This window comes from Spirillospora sp. NPDC049652 (assembly GCF_040675125.1).
Classification (GTDB): Bacteria; Actinomycetota; Actinomycetes; order Streptosporangiales; family Streptosporangiaceae; genus Spirillospora.
In genome coordinates this window covers 1-3,315 of record NZ_JBFAOF010000821.1, presented here as the reverse complement: position 1 = coordinate 3,315, position 3,315 = coordinate 1, and the positions used below count along the sequence as shown (strand labels likewise).

The following is a 3,315-nucleotide window of genomic DNA, read 5'->3' as shown; positions in this document are numbered from 1 at the left end:
AGGTCGTCCTCGACCAGGCGGCGGTGGCCCGCAGGAGGGCGGCGATCTCGCGCCGGCCGCGGCGTTCGGCGTTCTGGAGCGGGGTGACGCCCTCTCCGTCGGCGAGGTCCACGTCCGCGCCGGCGTCGATCAGGAGCCGGACGATCCGCCGGTAGGGCTCCGTGCCGTCGCCGAGGACGATCGCTTCGAGCAGGCCCGTCCAGCCCAGGTCGTTGACGTGGTTCACGTCGATGCCGGTCTTCAGGACCTCGCGGACGTAGTCCACGTGGCCGCGCTCGCAGGCGGGGATCAGGGCGACGCCGCCGTACCGGTTGGTCAGGGTGAGGTCGGGCCGGGCGGGGAGCAGGGCGCGCAGCATCGCCACGCTGCCGGTCACCCCGGTGACCAGGAACGCGCTGGCGCGCTGGTCGTCCTGCGCGTCCGGGTCGGCCCCGGCGGCCACCAGGACCTCCGCCGCCTCCACGTGGTCGGCGGCGGCCGCCAGGAGCAGCGGGGTGCGGCGGCGCGCGTCGCGGGTCTCGGTGTCGGCCCCGTCGGTCAGGGCGTCCCGGACGGCGGGCGCGTCGCCCTGGGCGGCGGCCTTGATCAGCCTCTCGTCGGCGGACATGGCTCGGTCCTTCCGGTTGCGGTGGGCATCGCGGGTACGGGGGGCGGTGAGCGCGAACGCGCCCGGCGCCCGCGCCGGGTGATCATCATGTCGGGTCGGCGCGGGTGGCGGCGCGGCCACCCGGCGGCAGGGCCGGGAGAGTGGGCAGGCGTTTCACGCGTCCACGCTCGGCGCGCGGAAGCGGAACGGGTGCATGGGATCGGCAGAGCCGCCCCTCCGTCATTCGGATGACCTCGGGCCGGGAACCTCCGCCCCGGGGGACGGAAATTCCGCGGCGGCTCGGGGCAGGCGATCGCCCACCTGTAGGGCGATCCCGACCGGATCGGTGTCTTCTGGCAGGGATGATCCGCTGATTCGCAGGTAAGCGGCGCTTGACAGGAGAGTTAACGCTTTCCTAGCATCCGGACATTGTTTGACAGGCACAGACGAAGACCACCTGTCGGTGGCTTCGCCGTGCCCTCAAGCGCTGACGTACCCCCCGACGGGCAGTTACCCCGAAGGCAGGTCGTATGGCGCACCACCCCCTCGTCCGCGGCGTCAAAGACATCGCAGCGCTCATCGACGGGCACGGCAGGATCACCGGCCGCGCGAAGCTGGTCTGGCTCCTGGTGTTCGGCGGCCTCTTCCTGGACGCCTACTCCAACGCCGCGCTGAGCGCGGGCCTGGCCCCGATGACCAAGCAGATGCACCTGAGCACCGACCAGGTGTCGATCCTCACGGCCACCGCGCCCGCGCTCGCCATCCTGTTCAACCCGATCGGCGGCTGGCTGGCCAGCCGGATCGGCCGCGTCCCCCCGCTGCTGGCCGCCAAGCTGTTCGCGCTGGGCGGCGCGCTGCTCGCCGCGTTCGCGGGCGACTTCACCACCGTCTGGCTGGGCCGCGTCCTGGTCGGCGTCGCCTACGGCATCGACTTCGCGGTCGCGATGGCGCTGCTGGCCGAGTACACCCCGGCCAAGCTCGGCGGGCGGCTCAACCTCTGGCAGGGCATCTGGTACATCGCGACCACCGGCAACCTCGCCCTCACCCTGCTGTTCTTCAAGCTCGACGCGGGCCCGGACATCTGGCGCTGGTCGGTCGGCTCCGCGGGCGTGTTCGCCCTCGTGCTCTTCCTCGGCCAGCTCAAGTTCCTGATCGAGAGCCCGTCCTGGCTGGCCAGCCGCGGCCGGCTCGCCGACGCGGTCCGCAACCTCGGACGGCTGTACGGGATCAAGGCCGAGGCCGGTGAGCCGGAGGACCGGGGCGCGGCGGACGCCCGCCCGGCGGTCGGGTTCCGGCAGGCGGGCGTGCTGTTCCGCGGCCGCTACCTGCCCCGCACGGTCCTGTCCTCGGTCATCTCCCTCGACCAGGCCATGCAGTACTTCGCGGTCGGCTGGTACCTGCCGGTGATCAGCCTGGCGATCTTCGGGGAGAGCTTCGAGAAGGCCACCGTCGGCTCGATGGTCTTCAACGCGTTCGGCATCGCGGGCGGCCTGCTGTCGGCGTACATCGGACGCCGGATGGGGCTGCGGCTGAGCTCGGCGGCCGGGTTCGCGATCGTGCTGGTCGTGCTCGTCGTCATGGGCCTGACCTTCGGGCACGTCCCGACCTGGTTCGCGTTCATCCTGCCGGTGCTGTTCATCTTCGCGCACTCGGCCGGGCCCGGCGCGAACGGCAAGTCGATCGCCGCGCTGTCCTACCACAGCGAGGTGCGGGCGCTCGGCACCGGCGTGACCGGCATGATCGGCAGCTTCGGCAGCGTCGTGGGCCTGTACCTGTTCCCGCAGATCAAGGACGGCATCGGGCTCGGCCACACCTTCCTGGTCCTCGCCGTGGTGCCGCTCACCGGGCTCGTCACCTGCCTGCTGGTCAAGTGGGACCCGACCCGGGCCGTCGCCGAGGACGAGCAGCCCGCCCCGGGCGACCTCGCCCCGGCGCCCGCCGCGAGCTGATCCGGCGGCGCCCGGGCGGGCGCGGACCGTCCGGCCGCTCGTGCCGGACCGCCGCCCCGCGCGGGCGCCCGCCACGGACCGCTCTCCCGGACCGCCCGCGCGGGCGCCTCGCCCGGATCGTCCCGCGCGGGCACCCCAGGCCGGGATCCCCGGCCGTATCCCCGGGGCGGTATCTCCGGGGCCGTATCCCGGCCCCCGCGTGGCCGTAGCCGCGAGCCGAGGTGGGTATTGCCCGGTTCGTGAGCGCGGCCCCCAGCACAGCCCTGTTCCGTCAGATCCGCCGGTCCGTCCGGACCGGCGGCCCCACCCCACGAAGGAGGGGTCCGCACGATGTCGCCGAGCATCACCCCCGTCCCGGGCCGCGCGCCGCGGCGCCCGGGCGTGCTGGCCGTCGACGAGGGCACCACCGGGACCCGGGCGGGCGTCGTCCGCCAGGACGGCTCGGTGGCGCACGTCGTCTACCGGCCGATCGGCGTGGACCACCCCGACCACGACTCGGTCGAGCAGGACGCCGCCGAGATCTGGACCGCCACCCTGGCGGTCTGCCGGGAGGCCCTGGCCGCCGCGCACGCGGACGGCGTCGAGGTCACGGCCGTCGCGCTGTCCACCCAGCGCGCCACCGCCGTCCTCTGGGACGGCGAGACCGGCCGCCCGCTCGCCCCGGCCGTCGTCTGGCAGGACCGCCGGCACGCCGGCGACCTGCTCGCCCTGGAGGCCGACTGGGACGCCGACCTGCTCGCCCGGACGGGCCGCCGGTCGGCCGCCTGCGCCTCGCCGCCG

The 3,315-nt window shown here is 74.2% G+C and carries 3 protein-coding genes; 2 read left to right on the top strand and 1 reads right to left on the bottom strand.

What is annotated here, in order from left to right:
* The coding region (locus AB0J52_RS33235) for an ankyrin repeat domain-containing protein (RefSeq protein WP_500186821.1) at positions 1 to 607 on the bottom strand (607 nt) is incomplete at its 3' end.
* A 509-nt stretch (positions 608 to 1,116) separates the two neighbouring features.
* On the opposite strand from AB0J52_RS33235, the gene AB0J52_RS33230 reads away from it, so the two are divergent.
* Positions 1,117 to 2,535 carry an MFS transporter gene (locus AB0J52_RS33230; protein WP_500186820.1) on the top strand — a complete coding sequence of 473 codons (1,419 nt, stop codon included), beginning with the start codon at positions 1,117 to 1,119 and terminating at the stop codon, positions 2,533 to 2,535.
* Between the two features lie 330 nt (positions 2,536 to 2,865).
* Positions 2,866 to 3,315 (top strand): FGGY family carbohydrate kinase (locus AB0J52_RS33225; protein WP_500186819.1); only part of this gene is annotated, 450 nt, incomplete at its 3' end.

Coding starts and splice junctions, on each gene's coding strand:
- AB0J52_RS33230 (WP_500186820.1), top strand. CDS start 1,117: ATGGCGCACCACCCCCTCGTCCGCGGCGTCAAAGACATCGCAGCGCTC.